The organism is Aureibaculum algae, from assembly GCF_006065315.1.
In the GTDB taxonomy this organism is placed as follows: Bacteria; Bacteroidota; Bacteroidia; order Flavobacteriales; family Flavobacteriaceae; genus Aureibaculum; species Aureibaculum algae.
This window is the reverse complement of the sequence record NZ_CP040749.1, coordinates 1556113-1574767: the sequence shown is the minus strand read 5'-3', so window position 1 is coordinate 1574767 and position 18655 is coordinate 1556113. Positions and strand designations below refer to the sequence as shown.

Sequence of the window (18655 nt, the reverse complement as noted above, 5' to 3'; positions counted from 1 at the left end):
GATCTTTTAATATTTTATTTTCTAAGGTAGAAATTGAATAAAATTTTGCAATTTTGTTCTACAAACAGTTTTTAATTATAGTTATGCCAATAGTATCAAAAAAAGGAAGCTTAATGCCGCAATCACCAATTCGAAAATTGGTGCCTTACGCTGAAAAAGCTCAAAAAGCAGGTAAAACCATTTATCATTTAAATATTGGTCAACCCGATATAAAAACACCTAAAATAGCCTTAGACGCTGTTAAAAACAACTCATTAGAAATTCTAGCCTATTCTAGATCAGAAGGTTCTGAAACGTATCGTCAAAAAATAGCTGATTATTATGCTAAAAATGACATTCATGTTAAACATGACGATATTATAGTAACTACTGGTGGTAGTGAGGCTCTTCTTTTTGCGTTTGGTAGTATTATGGATGTTGATGATGAAGTAATTATACCTGAACCTTTTTATGCCAACTATAACGGATTTTCAACCTCTTCAGGGGTTACTATTGTACCCGTAGTTTCTAAAATTGATGATAATTTTGCCTTACCTCCTATCGAGGAATTTGAAAAATTAATTACGCCAAAGACAAAGGCTATTTTAATTTGTAACCCTGGCAATCCGACAGGATACTTATACTCAAAAGAAGAAATAAAAAAACTAGCTGCAATTGTAAAAAAGCATGATCTCTTTTTAATTGCGGATGAAGTGTATAGAGAATTTACTTATGATGGTTTAGAACATTATTCGATATTACAAGTAGAAGGTTTAGAAGAAAATGCAATTGTTATTGACTCTGTATCTAAACGCTATAGTATGTGCGGTGCACGTATTGGTTGCTTAGTCTCTAAAAACAAGACCTTAATACAAACGGCATTAAAATTTGCCCAAGCACGTTTAAGTCCTCCTACATTTGCTCAAATTGCCAGTGAAGCGGCTTTAGAAACACCACAAAGTTATTTTGATGCTGTAATCACAGAATATGTAGATAGACGAAATACTTTAATTTCTGAATTACAAAAAATAGATGGTGTAAAAGTAGGGACTCCAAAAGGAGCCTTTTATTGTATTGCCGAATTGCCTGTAAAAAACACAGATCGTTTTGCACAATGGCTTTTAGAAGATTTTGATGTTAACGGTGAAACGATTATGGTAGCACCAGCAGCAGGCTTCTATTCTACTCCTGGTGTGGGTTTAAACCAAGTAAGAATTGCATATGTACTGAATAAAGAGAGTTTAATAAAATCAGTTCAAATATTAAAAGAAGCTTTAAAAGTATACAAAGACTAATGCAAATTCAACAAAACATTTCTTTACAGCCGTATAACACTTTTGGTATTGATGTAAATGCCAAACAATTTGTTTCTATAGAAAGCATAGAAGCTTTGCGTAATCTATTAGAACAAGAAAAAGATTTTTTTATACTTGGCGGTGGTAGTAATGTTTTGCTTACAAACAATATTGATAAATTAGTTGTTCACATTGCCTTTAAAGGGATAGAAATTGTTGAGCAAAGTGACAATGATGTAATTGTAAAAGTAGCTGCTGGTGAAAACTGGCATCAATTTGTATTGTGGTGTATTGCTCATAATTTTGGAGGTGTTGAAAACATGTCACTCATACCTGGTAATGTGGGTACGGCTCCTATCCAAAATATTGGTGCATATGGTGTTGAACTAAAAGACACGTGTTTAACTGTTGAAGCCGTAGCCATTGAAACGGGCAAAACAAGAACTTTTACCAATGCGGAGTGTGCCTTTGGCTACAGAAACTCCGTTTTTAAAAACCAATTGAAAGGTCGCTATATTATTACCAATGTATTTTTCAAACTTACCAAAAACAAACATCAATTAAATAGTTCTTATGGGGCTATTCAGGCGGAATTGAAAAAAAACGGAATTGAAAACCCCACTATAAAAAATATTTCAGATGCCGTAATCGCCATCAGAAAAAGTAAATTACCTGACCCGGCAGATTTAGGGAACAGTGGTAGTTTTTTTAAGAACCCTGTTATTTTAGCTTCTGAGTTTAAGAAACTTCAAGAAAAATTTCCAGATGTACCTCATTATAAGGTATCTGATACGGAAATTAAAGTGCCAGCAGGTTGGTTGGTAGAACAATCAGGATTTAAAGGCAAACGGATTGGAAATACTGGAAGCCACAAAAACCAAGCTTTGGTATTGGTTAATTATGGTAATGCTACCGGAAAAGAAGTATTGGCTCTATCAAAATTAATTCAGAAAACCGTTTTTGATAAATTTAATATTGCTATTGAAGCCGAGGTAAATATTATTTAAGTCATTTTGACCTTTTTAAAAAAAGGCTCTCTTTTTTTAAATTTATCTTCTTATTATTACAACTTCATCTTCTGAAAATGATCACATTTAAACCATCGTTTGATTCTTGTTAAATAGAGCGATACGTTGTCAAATAGTAAGCGTATTGATAATACAGATTGTGCGTGAAAAATTATGAAAGTTTACACCGATGATTAAAATAGTAAAAGCAAGTATTGAGGATTCTGAATTAATTGCTAAAATTGGAAAAAAATCATTTTTAGAATCTCACGGAAACAGTGCATCTACGGAAGATATTAATAGTTTTGTTTCTAAAACTTACACTACAAAGCATATATCTAAAGAGTTTGAAAACACGAAAATTCAATATCATATAATCTATTTCAACGATAAAGCTGCGGGATTTTCAAAAATTGAATTCAGTACGCCTAACAAAGACATCAATGAGTTAAACGTAACTAAATTGGACCGGTTATATCTTTTAAAAGAATTTTATGGACAAAAACTAGGCTCGAAATTTTTTGATTTTATTATTCAATTATCAAAAAAGAACAATCAAAAAGGTATTTGGCTCGCAGTGTGGGAAGAAAATGAAAGAGCTATACATTTTTATACGAAAATAGGATTTAAGATTGCAGGAAAATATAACTTCAAATTATCGGAAACACGATCAAATCCTAATCACATAATGTTTCTTAAGTACTCATAATAATAGTCATCAAAGAAATATAGTTAAACAAGTAATTCACACTAGTTTTTCACAGTATACTTTCAACTCTAGAGCCTCTCAATTTTTCATTTGTGTTATTGCCATTTTATGGCTACATTTGGTAAACAGTCGCTAAATAAAACCCTACTCTACCCCCAATTGAAGTGCTGTTCGCTTTAGCTACGTAATTACAAGAAAAACTATAATAAACATAACAGGTATAAATGCATTGCGTTTATACAATAGTTAGCGACAATAAAAATGAAAATTACAATAACAGTTATCTTTTTAACCATATTCACGATAGGAAATGCTCAGCAACAACCAATTGAAAGATTTGTTTTACCCGCCCGAGATTTAGATCACAATGGCTGCGTACATAGTATCAGGGTTAAATCTTTTCACTTTTATGAAAACAAGAATAAACCCGACACTATTTATAGAGAATATCTGGCAATTTATAAAGATAAAGAGGTGATAAAGAGAGAGAGCTATACTCAAAATGATTCTATCCCGTGGCAAGAAATATTTTATGATAAACTTGGCAGAATTACCAAAGTGAGCAGGAAAAATTACGACGGCAAAAAATTTCAAATAGTTCAATATTTTTCGAATAACTCCGAATATCCAAATTCAACCAATTTTTATTTCGATGACAAGAAGAATGAGTCTTATATAAATACGTTTCTGGATACATTAGTTTCGAAACAAGAGCACTATATGCGTGATACTTTGAGGACATATAGTAAATTCAAATATGATGAGAATAATCGACTGATTGAACACATCAAGGTTAATACTAAAAATGGATTTGGAATCACTATAGCAAAAAGTATCACGGGAACAGAAGATATAAAACATTTAAATCCAAATGACAGTATTACTTTTAGTTACTCAACCCAAGGAGATATTTTAATTAGAAAAGAGTACGATAAAGGAGAACTGGAAGAAATTATTAAAACTATTACTAACAACCAGTGCGAAACAAAAATTGTTCAGGAGTACGGCTGGGGATATTATAATAATAAAATCATAACCAAAAAATTCGTGGATTCTACAAAGGTTATTCGATATAGCTTTAATAGAAACCAGGATACCACCAGTGTTTTAATAGAAGTAAGAAAACCAGATAAGATAACATCAGATTGGAGCCAAAATGGTAGAAATTCCAAAAGCGAGATTATTATAAAAACGGAAAATGATAGTCTGGGAAATTGGATCAAAAAAACCAAAATAAGAAACGGAATATTGGAAGATAAAATATTAAGGGAAATAAATTACTGTCGCTAACAACAGTAATCGTTGCACAAGCAGTAAAAACTCCCTTTTAAATCAATAATTGACTTGATTTCAACCATTTTAAGAACGGCTGTAATTTAATCTTCTACCTCAATTGAATATTTTTAAAAAGGTTATACCAGCTTATTTTATCCCATATATTGTTAATATTTTGAGTTAAATAGGTTGTAAGTGATTTGGCATCACTTCTTACTACTTTACTGGTAAATTTTAGGTATTTCTTTAAATTATAGGCGATTGCTGATAGGTGCATCACCTTATTAGCTTGTTGTATGCCAACGGTATTTATTTTTCTGAGTCCCATAAATTGGGTAAGTGTACCAAAGACAGGTTCAACTGTACTCTGCCTTTTAGATTTCATATACCGTCCTCGTTTGCTGTTTACCCGTTGGTTATTGCGTTCATATTCTTCTCTATAATACGTTACCGAAAACTTCTTTTCTTGTGCCGTTTTACCTAAACATTGCCTTTTCATTGGACAGGCCCTACATATTTTAGATGATATCCTATATTCCTTCTTCTTGGTGTGGGTTCTGTAATCATTAAATACTTTTTTAAAGGGAACTATCTTGCCGTGTGGGCAAATATAATGGTCGTAAGTTTTGTTATAAATAAACCCTTCTGGACCTCCTTTATAGGTGCCATGTGGCGGTATGTAACTTGTTAAACCTATTTTTTCTAAAAAAGCATAATTTTCTCTCCCGACGCTTCGGGGCTATAACCTGTGTCCGCAACACAGTTTTTCCATATCAAACCTTGTCTGTTTAATCTATTCTTTAATCTTGGTACAATGTCTTGCAAGTATTGGCTATCTTTCTTATCGGCCATATACGCTCTAATATCTGTAATTACATGATGCCCTGTATCAACACTTAATTGGCTCATATAATTTAACTTTCGTGCCTTGCCCGGTTTTACACTTATTTTTGCATCGGGGTCAGTTGGACTATAATGGGTTTTGTTTGAGGTGTATTTACTACCTTTATTACCCGCTCCTGGACGTTGGTCTTGGTCTTTTGACCACTTTTTGTTTTTGCCCTTTATAGCTGTCAGTTCTTGTTTGCTCGCTGATACAGTCTTTTGTGATGGGGTCGCTTTGTTGGTTTTGGCTTTACGTATTGGCTTGTCCTTATCCATCGCACTTAGTTGACGGATTTTTTTTAAATGCTCTTCCAACTCTTCTTCTGGCACTTTCAGTTCTAAACTATCCATGGAAGCATTCGCCTTGACTGGAGCTGAATCTATCGCTTGAGTATGCCCACTTACCATGCCTTTTTCAATACACATCATTAAAACTCTTGTAAATACTTCTTCAAAAATAGCTTCAGGATACAATTGACGAGTTCGACTTATGGTGCTATGCCATGGTAGTTCTTCATCAATATCATAGCCTAAAAAATATAAAATATCTATACGCAAACTACAATGAGATATCAACTGGCGATCGCTGATGATGTTCTCTAAATAACCAACCAAACACCCCCGAGACTTCGGGGAAAAAACACCGTAGGGTCAATGCTCTTTTGACCGCTATCACCATAATAAGAACGCGTCAATTCATAAAGGAAATGCAAGTCCAATGCTTGCTTTAAACGTCTGTAAAAATTCTCGGGGGGAATCCGATCACTCATCAGAAATTGAGTGAACAGTTTTTCTTGATATTTTTTTTTGCCTTGCATAATACAAGATACTAAAAATCACTAACTTGTGCAACAGGCACAATGGCTATAAGTAATTGCTTGTCCTCGCCTACTTCTGAAAATCCTTGCGGATTTTCAGTTTGGTGTGTACTTGTAAATTAAGTGCTAAACCACGCAACTACTCATAGCCGAGACCGTTGTGCTTTATTATGACCCGTCCTGAATATAGGCTACATAATTTTAAACATTATGTATAAAAATGACAAAGTAATTAGACGGTATTCAGAACCTTTTAAACTAAAAATTCTGGATGAACTTAGTAAAGGTAAACACACAAAGAGCGAACTTTGTAAACTCTATTCTATTGCACCTACAACAGTCAATGAGTGGATTAAAAAGTATAATCGTAAAGACTTAATGAACACCAGAGTAAAAGTGGAAACAAAAGACGAAATATCTAGAATTAAAGCACTACAAAAAGAGAATGAAAAGCTTAAAAAGCTTCTACTTAAAAAGGATCTGGATGCTATGGTAGAAGAATCTTACCTTGAAGTAGCAGCTGAAAAACTAGGCTATAAAAATGTTCAACAGCTTAAAAAAAAACTCAATATCTAGCATTTATTAAAACTAGAAATAGAGCTAAGGGATTTGCTTCTTTATCTACTATAGCAAGTTGTTTTGGACTTAAACGTGATGCCTATTATAAATACAAATCTAGAGCTGATATGCGTTTAAAACTAGAACAACAGATTATTGAAATTGTTAGAAAAAGACGTAAATCCCTTCCTAGAGAAGGTGTTCGAAAACTCACTAAATCATTAGATAACGAGTTTACAAAAGCCAACCTTAAAGTAGGTAGAGATACACTATTTAATGTCCTTAGAAAACACCAAATGCTAACACTTAGAAAGAAAACTAGTGCCAGAACAACCAACTCTTATCATCGGTTTTACAAGTACAATAACATTATAAAAGATATGGAAGTTACTAAACCAAATCAAGTATGGGTCTCTGACATTACATATATTAGAACTGTAAAAGGCTTTTGTTACTTGGCTTTGATAACAGATATGCATTCCAGGAAAATTGTTGGGTATGACATAAGTGATAGCTTGGAATTAAAAGGTTGTGTAAGAGCTCTTAATAAAGCCATCTATCAAGCTAAAAACATTAAACAGCTTATTCATCATTCCGACAGAGGAATACAATATTGTAGCAATGTATACACACAAATACTCAAAAGAAAAAAGATAGATATTAGTATGACTGAAGAAAATCATTGTTACGAAAACGCAATGGCAGAACGTGTAAACGGAATTTTAAAAGACGAATTTTACTTAGACCAAACCTTTGATAACGTGGAACACGCAAAGAGAGCTACAAAAAATGCAATTAATTTATACAACGAAATAAGATTACACTTATCTTTAGACTATAAAACACCAAATATGGTATATAAATTATCAGCTTAAATTAATTATTAACCTGTAGCCATATTTCAGGACTAGACATTAAAACCATCTATTGAAAATGAGTATTTCACCATCAACCCTTTTCCATTTTACCAACAAAAATGCACTATTTGATATCCTAAGAGATAACTTCAAATTAAAGTATTGCTTGGAAAAATTACCAAACGATAAAGACGATGGTAAAATTGCAGTACCAATGGTTTCCTTTTGCGATATAAAAATATCAGAAATAACAGAACACATTGAGAAATATGGAGAGTATGGAATTGGTTTAAGTAAAGATTGGGCAAATGAAAAAAAGCTTTCCCCTGTTTTTTATCAAAATTTAAATTCAGAATTTTCAACAAACTTTAGAGCAAATATCAAAGAATTTCTTGACGATAAAAATATTGACCTTAAACATAAAGGAACAATTATAGACTTGCTAAGACTTTCTAAGGAGTATGAAGGCAAGCTTATTAGGAAAACAGAAGAAATTGAAAAGTATAGATTTGCTGATGAAAGAGAATGGAGATTTGTTCCAAAAATGACTTTGAATAGAGAAATTCCTGATTTTATAAATGAAGAAGATTATAATACATCAGATAAAAAACAAAAAGCAAATGATAAATTAAAAGATGAAAGACTTTATTTCAATGCTAACAACATTATGTATTTGATTGTAAAAGAGGAAAGTGAGATAAATGAACTAATAAACCATATTAGACAAGTAAAAGGCAAAAATTACACGATGGATGAAGTTGATAGATTGACTACTAGAATTATTTCTTGTGAAAGGATAATTAATGATTTTTAAAAAAACTATATGATTCAACAAATAATATCTGATTTAACAAATGATGATAAATCATTAGTTAGCTCTTTGCTCAAGACTAAAGTATTTGCTTCTAGACTAAAAAACAAAAAATTACTAGAGTGGGTAAATAAGGAGATTAATGGATATTCTATGAGTGATACTCTGCCTGAATATAGAGTTGGTAGTGCGACTTCATCTTGTACTTTAAGACAAGGTTATGCTTTACAAGAAAACACACCTGTTCCAATTTCGTTTATTAGTGATGAAAATTTAAGAAACTTCTTTGTTCAATTTGAATTTCGAGATAGCGTAAAAACATTAGAAAGTTATGTAAACCACAAAGATAACGACACGCTTATTAAAATTCTTCCTATTGATTTTTGGGCTTTATTAACTCGCCATATGAAAGAAAGCGGATTTAAAAGCGAAATAAGAGATATAAAGAAAATGACTCATATTTCTACAATTACGCAAACTCTAACTGAAATTAGAAGCAAATTTTTAGATTTTATGTTAAACCTAGAAACCGAATTTCCAGATTTACCAAAAAACATTGAAGATATTAGCGATGATGTAAAAGAAGATATTACTAAGACTATTAATGTAATTATGGGAAATCAGTACAATATGTCAAACGTTGGAGAAGGGAACACTATAAACACAGGTGATAATTCAAAAATTAATACAGCGACAGGGACAAACATAACTCAACAACTGGAAATAAGTAGCTTAAAAAAAGAAGAGATAAAAAACCTTGTTGAACAAATTAATAAAATAGTTGATAAACTAGAATTAAAGGCAGATGACAAAGAAGATATTTTATCTGAATCAGAAAGAGTTTTAAATCAATTAAAAAGAGAAAAACCGAAACAAACTATAATAAGTCAATCATTGAACACGACTTATGATATTTTATCCAAAGCAGATTCTAATCCACAAACTGAACCCATAATTGCTGAAATAGAAACATTATTAGCTAATTTTTAAAATAACTAAACACAACAAAGTACTGTGCTAAAAAACCAGTAAAACCAAACTAATTTACCACAAAAGTACTTTTATAGTTCCCATCATATATTAAGCCTGATGTAGCGATAGTAAAAGCCTATTTTAACATCTTATTACAAACAATAATTAAGACTAAATTTTCATTTGTGTTATTGCCATTTTATGGCTACATTTGGTAGGCAGTCGCTAAATAAAACCCTACTCTACCCCAAATGAAGTACTGTTCGCTTTAGCTACGTTATTACAAGAATAAAACTATAATAATTATAATGGGGATAAACATATTGCGTTTATACAATAGTTGTAAACCATTAAAAAGGGTTAAGAAGTATGGGTAAAGAAAGAAGGTAAGTAAAATTTAAAATATGGGAATAAAAATTATAACAAGGGAAATAAATGATGATGAAATAAATGAGAGTTCTGTAAAAATATTTAAAAGCGAATTTCATGGAGACGCAAAAAACTTCTTTGAAAATGAATTTAAAGGGCTTGTGTGTGATGAATGTAAAGAGGATTCTAAAGGAACTGTAATTTTTTCAACTAATTCAAATACTAAAAGTGGTATTTTATACTGTACAGATTTTTGTTGTGTTGACTTTGAAAATAAAACGAAAGGAAGGCTTAAATAGTTATAGTATGTTTTCCCCTCGAAAGGATAAACTTATTTCGTGATCGTATTTTTCAAATAGTTTTTTATTTTGCCTTATCAAAGTAATAAGTTTATCTAATTTATTTAGTTCTTCATTTGCTTCAAAAAAATCACTAACGAATTTTTGAACTTTTGGATTGCACTCTGATATGTTAATTTCAGACATAATTTAAAATTTAAAAATCTTACAACTGTTACGCGGGAATGAATTATAGAACGTTAAAAATAAAAATTCAATGAAGGAATTTAATAAATCTGATATTGAGGCATTGGACTTTATTATAGACCAATGCCTTAAAACTAGCTTTAGTGTTAGTGCTGACGACCTCATTAAATCTGGACATATAAAACTGACTGACGAAAAAGGGTATGGAACGCTCACGCCTGACTTTGACGCATCTAAAGAATTTACCAGGTATTTAGGAATACTTAAAAAATACGAACTTTGCAAATGTAACTCTACAAAAGACGGAGAATTTGCTTCTGCAAACTCAAATACTCTTAATTTCCAAAAACAGGGTGGATTTAAAGCATTGTATAAAGATTTAAAGGACAAAAGAAATCGTGATAAACTTGAATTTGAAAAATCAAAAGTTGATTTAGAATTATCCAAGGAGACTTTAAAAGAGTTTCCCAAAACAAGAAAGCGAGCTAAATGGGCTATCATAATATCAGGAATTGCAATATTTTTACAACTAATAGAATGGATAGTAAAATTAATGTCCAGCTAAGATATTTATTTGTACTTTTAAAATCTTTATTAGCATCAGCTAATTGCCTAATTATATCGTCTCGTTCTTTAGAATCTGACATGACACACCAACGTCTTACAATCGAGTAGACGGCTCTGCCAGTAACTGACAGAGTTCGCCTCTCACACCACCGTACATACGGGTCTCGTATACGGCGGTTCGATAATGAAACTTATCGTTTGTAGTATTCGATTAAACTAACATAACCTTTCATTTTTAACCGTTTTATGGTAATGGTAGTACCTAGTATAGGACTTTGTGCTACTGCCCATCCTCCTAATCTTGTGCGACTCCATGCGTAGGCTTGCCCTTGGTCAATACCTAAACGAATCAGATTTTTCCGTTTTCGTTCTGGTTTCTTCCAATGATGCCATATGCAATACCGTAATCGGTTTCTCAACCATTCTTCCAGCTTTTTAAGCTTCGCTTGAATGGATGCCGGTCTAAAGTAATTTATCCAACCACGTATCAACAGATTGATACGGTCGATACGTTCTTCAAAACTTGTGGGTATCGTCTTTTTAGTAAGATATTTAAGTTTTTCCTTAAATTCTTTCCATTTAGACGGTTTTACCACCAGTTGATATTTACCTTTTTCGCCTTTCTTATAGGTTGGTACAAAACCAAACCCTAGTACTTGGAAATTTAAAGGCTTACGTATGCCACTTTTCTCTCTGTTTATTGGCAATTGAAGTTTGTCTAGCAGGAATTTGTAGATACTATTTCCTACGCGTTTTGCTGACATTTTACTCTTAACGTAGATACTGAAATCATCAGCGTATCTTACATAGCGGTGTCCTCGTTGCTCTAGTTCTTTATCTAACTCATTGAGCAAGATATTAGAGAGCAATGGACTTAAAGGCGAACCTTGCGGAACACCTTTTTTCCGTTTGTGTAGTTTACCACCCGTCAGTATCGGGGCTTTAAGAAATGAACGCAGTAGCTTCATCGTTGGTTTGCATTTTACCTTTTTGTAAATCAATTCTAAAAGTATATAGTGTTCTACTTCATCAAAGAAACTCTTTAAATCTATATCTACTATATCCTTAGAACCTGAATTGATATTCTCAAGGCTTTGTGCAATTGCCTGATGGGCATTGCGTTGTGGTCTGAATCCGTAACTATGCTGTTGAAAGTCTGGCTCGAATATGGGTTGCAAAACTTGATGCAATGCTTGTTGAAACACCCTGTCAACAACTGTAGGAATACCGAGTAATCGTTTCTTCCCGTTGCTTTTTGGTATTTCAACGCCCAATATTGGGGACACCTGATAGGTCTCTCTTTCTATTTGCCAAATATATCGTTTACCTTGGGTCTGCAATATAGATTTTAGTTCAGTAATATGAACCCTGTCTATTCCTGCTGAACCCTTGTTGCGATACACCCGCTCATAGGCGTCGTTTAGATTCTGTTTACTTGTTAATTGTTTAATCATTAATACTTAAATTGATTTGCTGTCTCGCTTAATCAAAGGCTATCATTTTACTGGAAATCTATCCGTAACGTAAAACAACTCCTAAGTTCATTAAAGACCATTATCGTTCTGTCCTTCACCAACCTATCAGGTAATTGGTTATTTTGACTTCTGCTGACTTCTCCATATAGTTACACGTAACTTTGGAGACCTCCCCAGGTAATGACATCTTCTTTCACTCAATCTCTGCCGTATCTACATAAATGCACTTTTGGTACTCTTTGGGCGTTACAATGATGTGTTTGCTTACCCGTGCATTAATGCCTCATATACGGTTTCTGTTCGTCGGAACCGAGCTTTGTAGTCCTGCTTCCTTCAGTCCCAACCTCACGGTTGGCAACCTTGCAGCTTACTAATGGTTCAAGGCGTTACCCCTGCCCATAAGGGTCTTGCACCCTCTAGATTAATTCCTTACTTTCGTAAGGTAAAGATGCCCATGCTGGGCACACACAAAGTATAAAGCTAATACGCCAATACAATGTTTAGTTTATGGAAGTAACTTCTTTTATTTGGCGTACTATCCTTATACCAACGTTACCTAACATTTGAGAAAAACAGTTTTCATATTAAGTTTTATTTTTAGCACATTAATTTTTGCTCAAAATCCTGAATCATCTACTCTGTATGAAAAAGAGTATTATGATTTGATAAATTATATTCCAAAAAGTTTAGAATCTGACTCAATAAATAAACCTGAAAGTAGATTATTGCAGACAGAATTAAATACAATAAGTAGTATCCAAATCTATAGCGGATTTAGAAAGGATTTTAAATTGAACGAAAGTGACAATGAATGGTTGGACAATAGAATTAACCAAATAGCAACTGCACTATTTCTGGATGGAAAAAGAATTTTAGTAAGTGCTGTTGGAGGTTATTCTGGTTGTCCTGATAAAATGATTGATACTCTTAAATTAAAGAATATCGAGATTACTAATTTAAAATTTTGCCATACTTGTACAGATGGATTTAGGGACGAAAAATTCATCGAACTATTTAATGATAAAATGTATTCGTTAATGCAAATTGAGCCACCAAATAGAAAAACAAGATTATTCTATGGCAAATATGAAGGACGAACCAAAGACAGATTCGAAGCTAAACTAATTATAAAAGAAGATAGAACATTCAAATTTTGGATAAACAAAGGACACGGTTCTGATTTTACAGAAGGATTTTGGAAAAACATTGATGATACATTGATTTTAAAATCTCGAAACCTGAATAAGGATGATAATATAAGTTTTGCATTGTCAAGTGCGAAATGGATTCAATTTAATGACTTGGAATTTCGTTTAAAAAAAGGTAAACTGGCTGAATTGAATGGCGAAAAACTAAAATTAAAACAAAAAGCTGAATAAAAACGTTGGGTAACTCCGTATAAAAATAATATGGAAATTAGTGGCTTAATTCAATGGCTTGGTCACTTTTGCGAAGTCGCCAAATTTTTAAATTTGGCTTATTGAGAAAAAAGATAATAAGAAAAACATAAAAATTCGGCTCTGTGTTAATCCGAAAAGCTAGTGTCTTTTTATACGCTACGTTTCATACACAAACCGTTAGGGTGCATTATGACAAAAATCCGTTGAATTCAAAAAACTGAATGACAAGAATAAGTTTTAATAAGAGCAAAATATCAGTTCAAAATATTGGAAAACAAAGATTTTGGTTTGGAATTCTAGCAGGTTTTATTTCAGCCTTATCAATTTCCTTGGCTTTTAATCAAGCAAGAGAAGTTTTTCGGTTTTTTACGAGTACGTCAGCCGACTTATTAATTATAGAAAATCAAGAGTTAACCTTTTTTAACTACTTTTTCGCTTCACTATCAACTGTCTTAGGACTTGCAATTACTATTTGGATTTGGATGGGTAATCGAACTCGTACAAGAAAAATGGACAAACTTTATAAACAACTGTCAAGAACAAATGCTTTATTAATTTTTTGGTTAATCTTAATGATGATTGCTCGATTTGGTTCGATATTGCCATTTATATTGTTTGGAACTCCAGGTTATGATAACCAGTTAAATCTATATAATGATTATTGGATTTTATTTGTTCTTATTCCAATTGTAGTTTTTGCTCAAAGTTGGTTTTCAGTTAGACTTGTTTATCGAGCAGGAAAATGGATATTTCTTTCATTACTTATTTGTACGATTACAGCATTTACACTTTCTAAAACAACTACAGTTGACCAAGAAAAACTTAATAATGCTTATTTTAAACGATACGAAAAGGACTATGAATACATTGACAAAGAAATCTCTAAATCGAAAGTAAATTACGGAATTGAATACGACAGTAAAACAATTGAAATACTTAAAAAATGGCACGCTGAAAGTTCCGTTGAACAAGTGAACAGTATTAAAACAGCCTTTGCAAAAGGGAATGAACTATCAATTGACACTCTTGTTCTTCAGAAAATTGTAATCCATAATTTTAAAAGAGGAAGTTGGTATAATCATAGACGAAATTCTTTAGAAAATTGGCCTTACGCATTACCAAAAGACATTTTAAAACAAATTGGTTACTTTGAAAGTAATTCAAACGAAACAAAAGAACTTTTTGATATTTTGAAAGAACAGATAAATTTAGTTAATACACCTAGAATTGAATGGGATGAATACAAAAACTATACAGAGACAGAGAGACGAAAGAGTATTGGTGTAAAATATAATATTCCCGAAATACTTATTTACCAATTAACAGAAGTACGTGATAGCCTAATGAATATGGAGAGATATTCTGAATTGAATAAAATATTACCTGAAATAATAAAGGAAAATAAGAAAAACGCACCCTAACAAAGTACTGTGCTAAAAAACCAGTAAAACCACATTAATTCACCAATTAAGCCTGTCTATAATTATGGTGGTAAGGCAACCTCGAAGTAACAACAGCCAAAGCCTATTTTAACAACTTATTACAAACAATAATTAAGACTAAATTTTCATTTGTGTTATTGCCATTTTATGGCTACATTTGGTAAACAGTCGCTAAATAAAACCCTACTCCAACCCAATTGAAGTGCTGTTCGCTTTAGCAACGTAAATACAAGAATAAAACCTTTACTAATTATAACGGGGATAAACGTAATGCGTTTATACAATAGTTGTGCTTCATTTGTCTAAATCTGAATTAAATGATTAAAAAGTGGATTGAAAATCTTTTAAGACCTAGTAAAAAGATCAATCTTGAAATAGTCAAAAAAGCCATATTTGATTATCGCAACGAGGGAAAGGAATTGATGTTCAAGCTTGGAGAAAAATTCAATCTTGACATAGAAAGTTCGGAAGACTATGAGCGATTAATCGCTAGAAATAATGAGAATATTCCAAGGAGAGGAGAACTTTCAAAAAAATGGAATTATAATTTTCATGGTCTCGAATGTGGGTTTTACAATAAAAAACTTCAGCAACGCGTCGAAGTGGTTCTAAAAAATCCGCCGGAATTTGGCCATATTGATTCCTGGTTTCTACTTGGATATATGGAATCAACTGGAAAGTATAAAAAAGAAGTCGAAGGTGTTAACTGGCAGAAATTAAAATTGGCGGTTGAGGAATTATATGAAATAGGGGAAGTTGTGAAAGTTGCTGAATAAAAACGAAAGCACAACAAAGTACTGTGCTAAAAAACCAGTAAAACCACATTAGTTTACCACAAAAGTACTTTTATAGTTCCCATCATATATTAATCTTGATTTAGCAACAGCCAAAGCCTATTTTAATAACTTATTACAAACAGTAATTAAGACTAGTTTTTCATTTGTGTTATTGCCATTTTATGGCTACATTTGGTAAGCAGTCGCTAAATAAAACCCTACTCCACCCCAATTGAAGTGCTGTTCACTTTAGCTTCGTTATTACAAGAATAAAACTATATTAATTATAATGGGAATAAACGTATTGCGTTTATACAATAGTTGGCAGCAATTACAAAAAAATGAACTTTAAATATTATCAATATAGAATTGGAAACGGAAAACTATGTGGTGGAGAAATGCACGCTAGCCTACACGAAATAATTCTGGATGAAAACTTCGATAATTGTAATTACGCATTTGTAAATCAACTAAAAGACTTTTTAAATAATACCAAAAGGCAACCTATAATTCTTAATAAACATTTAGAAAGAGGTATTAATATTTCAAATGAGGAGAGAACTTGTTTAATCGATTACCCTGACTTTCCTCTAAAGTCAGTTGAAGCAGGATACTTCAATCAAAAATTTGTTGAATTTGGTTTATCTGGTGGAGATATTGGATGGTATAAACCAAATTGTTTGAAAGAGGAATATTACTTTTTTTATGAAACTAAGCATCCTTTTTCTCAATGGAACAAATCAGAATTTCAAATAGACGGTTTGACTTTTAATAGTGCGGAACAATATATGATGTACGGAAAGGCTAAATTATTTGATGATAATAAAATTGCAGATAAAATAATGGCTTCCAATAATGTTCGTGAACAAAAAAGTTTAGGTCGAGAGGTTAAGAATTTTGATTTAGAAATATGGACTCGAAATGCTATAGACATAGTATACAAAGGAAATAAGGCAAAGTTTGAACAAAACATTGATTATCTAGAACTTTTGCTGTCAACAAAAGGAAAGACTCTAGTTGAAGCTAGCCCAACAGATAAAGTTTGGGGAATCGGTTTAACAGCTGATGATACAGACGCTAATAACATACTCAAATGGAAGGGAACTAATTGGTTGGGAATTGTTCTAACTGAGTTAAGGCAAGAATTTCTAGAAAACAACTATAGAAATGGATATTGGGAAAGAGATGATTACATTAAAAATAAAGAATAAAAGCTATAATTAATACGGTTTTGGTGCTTAATCCAAAGTTTAGAGCTTTTAACCAAGTCCGCCAAATCTTTTTGATTCGGCTTTAAAAAGGAAAAGAAAAAACAAAACAAAAAGATTTCGCTATGTGCGTGGCGGAAAGCAAACGCTAGTTTACGCCCGTACTGTTCATAACAAAACCGTTAGCAGTAATTTGAACCCAACTAAATGAGAAATAATTTTTACTTCATTTTATTAATTATAATAACATCTTGTTCGAATAACAAAAATGAAAATGAAAAACGATTTTTATTAAATTATTCTAAAGGGTTGAACGAATTTAATCCTGAATTAACTGACCATTTCCCAAACATTCTAAAATCTGAAAGACAATTAACAATTGGATATCCAGCAGGTGCTTACGGAATTGGAATGGCTAATTTGATTTTTTCACACGAAGTAGATTCGACTGAATTCAATACTGTTATCAGAAAGCTGAAATTGAATAAAATAAAATCTTATAAACCAACTGACAGCATATTCATTATAATCGGAGACACATTAAATTACGAAAAAAAAGAAACTGGAATTCCAATACCAAATTTCGATTCTTATGAAAGAGATTTCGGACTCAATAGTAAGTATTTGACTGAACATAATAAAATCTATGTTCTTGAAAGTAAATCAGGTAAATTTATGAATAAAGAGTATCTGACTAAAAACAATAATTTGCCCGAAAAATGGAAAAATGGATTTTCGAGAGGAATTGCTACAAACGAAAAAGAGAATGAACTAATATATTGGCTCTGCGTTTGGTAAAATAAAAAACTACCGCTAACAAAGTACTGTGCTAAAAAACCAGTAAAACCACATTAGTTTACCACAAAAGTACTTTTATAGTTCCCATCATATATTAATCTTGATTTAGCAATCGCCAAAGCCTATTTTAATAACTTATTACAAACAATAATTAAGAGTAGTTTTTCATTTGTGTTATTGCCATTTTATGGCTATATTTGGTAGGCAGTCGCTAAACAAAACCCTACTCCAACCCTATTGAAGTGCTGTTCATTTTAGCTACGTTATTACAAGAAAAAACTATACTAATTATAACGGGGATAAACGTAATGCGTTTGTATAATAGTTACCTACCATATGAAAAAAGAAGTTGAAAAGGATATCGAAGGAATTATTGAGTATTGTCATCAATTCGCTGAATACATGTTGAATAAAGGAAAAGAATATTATCCTTTTGGAGCACAAATAAAAAATGATGGCGAATTAGTAGGTGTTGGAATTGAAAATGAAGAAACAGATTTTCCCGAAAGTCAAAAGTTGATTGATGGAATGACAATGGAATTCGAAAAACTTTTCGCGGAAGGACAAATTAAAGCTTATGTGATCACTTATGATGTTAGAATACCTATAAATGATTTAGGTGAAAAATCGGACGCAATTTGTATGGACATTACTCATGCCGAATCGGATGAAAAGCCCAGATATTACTTTACTTATTCTTGGAATAAAAATGAAGAGCTCATTTTCGGACAAAGTTTCGGGATGAATAGATAAAATATGGTAGGCAACAAAGTACTGTGCTAAAAAACCAGTAAAACCACATTAATTTACCACTAAAGTACTTTTATAATTCCCATCATATATTAAGCCTGATGTAGTAAAAGCAACAGCCTTTTTTAACAACTTATTACAAACAGTAATAAAAACTAAGTTTTCATTGTATACTTTCAACTCTTGTACCTCTCAAATTTTCATTTGTGGTATTGCCAT

17 protein-coding genes and 1 pseudogene are annotated in these 18655 nt (G+C 32.0%); 16 read left to right on the top strand and 2 right to left on the bottom strand.

What is annotated here, in order from left to right:
* Positions 1 to 83 precede the first annotated feature (83 nt).
* The 4 genes from FF125_RS06335 to FF125_RS06320 all read left to right on the top strand — a co-directional run bounded on the left by FF125_RS06335 (position 84) and on the right by FF125_RS06320 (position 4280).
* Positions 84 to 1274, top strand: a complete 1191-nt coding sequence (locus tag FF125_RS06335) for a pyridoxal phosphate-dependent aminotransferase (RefSeq protein WP_138948970.1) — start codon at positions 84 to 86, stop codon at positions 1272 to 1274.
* The gene (gene murB / locus FF125_RS06330; RefSeq protein WP_138948969.1) at positions 1274 to 2281 is read left to right on the top strand and encodes a UDP-N-acetylmuramate dehydrogenase; all 1008 of its coding nucleotides are present in this window, start codon (positions 1274 to 1276) and stop codon (positions 2279 to 2281) included. Before FF125_RS06335 ends, murB begins: the two co-directional genes overlap by 1 nt.
* 190 nt (positions 2282 to 2471) lie before the next feature.
* The gene (locus tag FF125_RS06325; protein WP_250629695.1) at positions 2472 to 2990 is read left to right on the top strand and encodes a GNAT family N-acetyltransferase; all 519 of its coding nucleotides are present in this window, start codon (positions 2472 to 2474) and stop codon (positions 2988 to 2990) included.
* 261 nt (positions 2991 to 3251) lie between these two features.
* Positions 3252 to 4280: a hypothetical protein gene (locus FF125_RS06320; protein WP_138948968.1), complete on the top strand. Its 1029-nt coding sequence runs from the start codon at positions 3252 to 3254 to the stop codon at positions 4278 to 4280.
* Between the two features lie 181 nt (positions 4281 to 4461).
* Here the strand turns inward: FF125_RS06320 and FF125_RS22360 are convergent.
* Positions 4462 to 5968, bottom strand: a pseudogene (locus tag FF125_RS22360) (IS1182 family transposase); the annotation flags it as partial.
* Positions 5969 to 6178: 210 nt separating this feature from the next.
* Between FF125_RS22360 and FF125_RS06310 the strand changes: the two are divergent.
* The 6 genes from FF125_RS06310 to FF125_RS06285 all read left to right on the top strand — a co-directional run bounded on the left by FF125_RS06310 (position 6179) and on the right by FF125_RS06285 (position 10585).
* Entirely contained in the window at positions 6179 to 6544 is a 366-nt protein-coding gene (locus FF125_RS06310) for a transposase (protein ID WP_013870391.1), read from the top strand.
* Positions 6545 to 6549: 5 nt separating this feature from the next.
* Positions 6550 to 7401 carry an IS3 family transposase gene (locus tag FF125_RS06305; RefSeq protein ID WP_138948967.1) on the top strand — a complete coding sequence of 284 codons (852 nt, stop codon included), beginning with the start codon at positions 6550 to 6552 and terminating at the stop codon, positions 7399 to 7401.
* Between the two features lie 58 nt (positions 7402 to 7459).
* Positions 7460 to 8197 carry an abortive infection system antitoxin AbiGi family protein gene (locus FF125_RS06300; RefSeq protein ID WP_138948966.1) on the top strand — a complete coding sequence of 246 codons (738 nt, stop codon included), beginning with the start codon at positions 7460 to 7462 and terminating at the stop codon, positions 8195 to 8197.
* A 9-nt stretch (positions 8198 to 8206) separates the two neighbouring features.
* Complete coding sequence (locus FF125_RS06295; RefSeq protein ID WP_138948965.1) at positions 8207 to 9184, top strand: AbiTii domain-containing protein; 978 nt, start codon at positions 8207 to 8209, stop codon at positions 9182 to 9184.
* A gap of 386 nt (positions 9185 to 9570) precedes the next feature.
* Complete coding sequence (locus FF125_RS06290; protein ID WP_138948964.1) at positions 9571 to 9834, top strand: hypothetical protein; 264 nt, start codon at positions 9571 to 9573, stop codon at positions 9832 to 9834.
* Positions 9835 to 10090: 256 nt separating this feature from the next.
* Entirely contained in the window at positions 10091 to 10585 is a 495-nt protein-coding gene (locus tag FF125_RS06285; protein WP_138948963.1) for a hypothetical protein, read from the top strand.
* A gap of 193 nt (positions 10586 to 10778) precedes the next feature.
* Here the strand turns inward: FF125_RS06285 and ltrA are convergent, their stop codons facing one another.
* Positions 10779 to 12041, bottom strand: coding sequence for a group II intron reverse transcriptase/maturase (gene ltrA / locus FF125_RS06280; RefSeq protein ID WP_138948962.1), 1263 nt, complete (start codon positions 12039 to 12041; stop codon positions 10779 to 10781).
* A gap of 584 nt (positions 12042 to 12625) precedes the next feature.
* On the opposite strand from ltrA, the gene FF125_RS06275 reads away from it, so the two are divergent.
* The 6 genes from FF125_RS06275 to FF125_RS06250 all read left to right on the top strand — a co-directional run bounded on the left by FF125_RS06275 (position 12626) and on the right by FF125_RS06250 (position 18439).
* Positions 12626 to 13441, top strand: a complete 816-nt coding sequence (locus FF125_RS06275; protein ID WP_138948961.1) for a hypothetical protein — start codon at positions 12626 to 12628, stop codon at positions 13439 to 13441.
* 242 nt (positions 13442 to 13683) lie between these two features.
* A complete protein-coding gene (locus FF125_RS06270; protein ID WP_138948960.1) occupies positions 13684 to 14883 on the top strand; it encodes an MFS transporter in 1200 nt (399 codons plus the stop codon).
* Between the two features lie 338 nt (positions 14884 to 15221).
* Positions 15222 to 15680, top strand: coding sequence for a DUF6896 domain-containing protein (locus FF125_RS06265; RefSeq protein WP_138948959.1), 459 nt, complete (start codon positions 15222 to 15224; stop codon positions 15678 to 15680).
* Between the two features lie 341 nt (positions 15681 to 16021).
* Positions 16022 to 16891, top strand: coding sequence for an NADAR family protein (locus FF125_RS06260; protein WP_250629693.1), 870 nt, complete (start codon positions 16022 to 16024; stop codon positions 16889 to 16891).
* Between the two features lie 204 nt (positions 16892 to 17095).
* Entirely contained in the window at positions 17096 to 17686 is a 591-nt protein-coding gene (locus FF125_RS06255) for a hypothetical protein (RefSeq protein ID WP_138948958.1), read from the top strand.
* Between the two features lie 336 nt (positions 17687 to 18022).
* The gene (locus FF125_RS06250) at positions 18023 to 18439 is read left to right on the top strand and encodes a hypothetical protein (protein ID WP_138948957.1); all 417 of its coding nucleotides are present in this window, start codon (positions 18023 to 18025) and stop codon (positions 18437 to 18439) included.
* The last annotated feature ends 216 nt before the right edge of the window (positions 18440 to 18655 follow it).